1 protein-coding gene is annotated in these 756 nt (G+C 63.5%); it reads right to left on the reverse strand.

Translation table 11 applies throughout. From position 1 onward, the window contains the following. Positions 1 to 756: helix-turn-helix domain-containing protein (locus tag NKH01_RS35185; protein ID WP_353024748.1), on the reverse strand; the 756-nt coding region annotated here is incomplete at both ends.

Below are 756 nucleotides of genomic sequence, written 5' to 3' on the forward strand. Positions count from 1 at the left end.
TTGCGCGCCAAATCGGCCTTGATCCGTTCATCTTCAAGGTCGCTAGCGCGGATCTGGTAGGGCGCACCGCGCATGACCTGTTCGGCTGGCAATATGCCGTCCCTGACGAAACGGCGGATTTTGACGTGCGACACGCCGAGCTTCGCGGCCGCGTCCGACATGGTAAGCCATTCGCCGTTCTTGTCGGAAGAGCGATAGCCGCTGATCTTGTGCACCGTGCGCAGCGATTGGACGCGACGCGCGGTCCAGGTCTTTCCCTGACCGGTCTGCATGCCCATGCGGTTGAGTGTGGCAGCGATTTCGGCATCCGACCATCGGGTTACCATGGATCGCATGATCGCCAGAGCCTCCTCAGGCGTACGCTGGCCATGCTCTCCGGATTTGGGCTTGCGAACCCGTACCTGCGAGTGCTGGCCTCCATGCCAGTGGATGGTCAAGATCACGTCGCGCGCATCGTCATCGACATCCGCCACGATGTCCTTGATGAGCGCGCGCAGCAGTTGCTGACGACAGCGCATGTCGACACCAGGCGCATTCCAGGTGGCCTCGAGATCCTGGGCGAGGCCCGTGAAGTCCGGAACCGCGTCGACAGGCTCCACACGCTGGACTTCGCTCAGCCGGGCCTCGCAGGTCTCCATGCGCTTGAGCGTGGCTTCCCAACTCCTCTCGAGCTGGGCCGCAATAAGCCGGTTCTCCGGGTCGCAAGCGGCATAGCGGCGCTCGGCGAGCGATGCCTCATAGCGCGCCTGCTGCAGG

The organism is Mesorhizobium sp. M1403 (genome assembly GCF_040317695.1).
Classification (GTDB): domain Bacteria; phylum Pseudomonadota; class Alphaproteobacteria; order Rhizobiales; family Rhizobiaceae; genus Mesorhizobium.